The organism is Nonomuraea maheshkhaliensis, assembly GCF_039529435.1.
GTDB lineage: Bacteria > Actinomycetota > Actinomycetes > Streptosporangiales > Streptosporangiaceae > Nonomuraea > Nonomuraea maheshkhaliensis.
Map to the genome: position 1 here is coordinate 1 of NZ_BAAAMU010000302.1, position 1547 is coordinate 1547.

Annotated in this window: 2 protein-coding genes; both read left to right on the top strand. The window is 76.5% G+C overall.

From position 1 onward, the window contains the following. Positions 1-600: UbiA prenyltransferase family protein (locus tag ABFX54_RS56510; RefSeq protein WP_487047345.1), on the top strand; the 600-nt coding region annotated here is incomplete at its 5' end. After that, a complete protein-coding gene (locus tag ABFX54_RS56515) occupies positions 597-1451 on the top strand; it encodes a sugar phosphate isomerase/epimerase family protein (RefSeq protein ID WP_346115596.1) in 855 nt (284 codons plus the stop codon). The genes ABFX54_RS56510 and ABFX54_RS56515, both read left to right, overlap by 4 nt. Positions 1452-1547: the final 96 nt, after the last annotated feature.

Here is a 1547-nt window from a genome sequence, read left to right on the forward strand (position 1 = left end):
GTCTGGGCGTACGATCTGGCCGCCAAGAACACCCGCGCGGGCCCTGCCGCGATGGCGCTCTGCCGGGGCCTGGACGTGCTGCTGGGCGCCGCCCCCGGCCGCTCCCCCGCCGCCGCGGTGACCGCCGCACTCTCCGTCGCCGCCCACACGTACCTGCTCACCGCCCTGTCCCGCGGCGAGACCGCCGGCACCACCCGCCGCACCCCCGCCACCACCCTGGCGGCCACCCTCACCCTGACCGCCGCCGTCGCGGGCCACTCGACGACCGCCGTCGTCCCGCACGGTCCCGAGCCTTCCGGGACGCCCGGCCCCACCTCGGCCGCCGGAGTGGCACGGCGGGCCCTGGGGGAGTCCTGGCCCGCCGTCGTCCGGGCCGGACTGGCGCTCTGGTACGCGGGGCAGTTCGGTTCGGCGCAGACCCGGGCCGTCGCCGAGCCCACGGCGGAGCGCGTCCGGGAGGCCGTGACGGCCGGGATCGTCGGCCTGCCCGCCCTCCAGGGCGCGCTGGTCGCGCGGGCCGGCGCGCCGCGCATCGGTCTCGCCATCGCCGCGGCGGTCCCGGTGGCCCGCCGCCTGGCCAGAAAGCTGTCCCCGACATGATCCGATTCGGTTACGGCACCAACGGCTTCGCCAACCACCGTCTCACCGACGCCCTCGACGTCATCGCCGATCTCGGCTACACCGGGGTCGCCCTCACCCTCGACCACCACCACCTCGACCCTTACGCCCCCGGCCTGGCCGGGCGGGTGGCCGCGGTCGCCGACCGGCTGCGTACGCTCGGGCTGGCCGTCGTCGTCGAGACCGGCGCCCGCTACCTGCTCGACCCCCGCCGCAAGCACGCCCCCACCCTGCTCGACGACGACCACGACAGGCGGGTGGACTTCCTGTGCCGCGCCGCCCGCATCGGCGCCGACCTGGGGGCGGAGGCGGTGTCGTTCTGGTCGGGGGTACGCCCGCCGCACGTGCCGCCGCGGCGGGCCTGGGACCGGCTCGTACGGGGCTGCGCCCGGCTGCTGGAGTCCGCGCACGGCGTGCCGCTGGGGTTCGAGCCCGAGCCCGGGATGCTGGTCGAGACGATCGCCGGCTGGCACACGCTGCGCCGGGCGCTCGGCGAGCCGGGCGGGTTCGGGCTCACCCTGGACATCGGCCACTGCCGCTGCAACGAGCCCGATCCGGTGCCCGCCTGCGTCGAGGCCGTCGCGCCGTACCTGGTGAACGTGCAGATCGACGACATGCGCAGGGGAACGCACGAGCACCTGGAGTTCGGTGAGGGCGAGATCGACTTCCCGCCGGTGCTGGCCGCCCTGGCCGGCTGCGGCTACCGGGGCCTGGTCGCCGTCGAGCTGCCGCGCCACTCGCACGCGGCTCCCGACGTGGCGGCCCGCTCCCTGTCCTTCCTGCGCCACGCCGAACAGGAGTCCCTGCCCATCCCCGAAGGAGCCCGCACGTGAAGCAGCCCGTACAGGCGTCCGAGGCGTCCGCCGAGCGGTTGCGGGCCGCGTTCCGTGACCTGCCGCAGCGGACCTGGCTGGACGGCGCGATCGAGG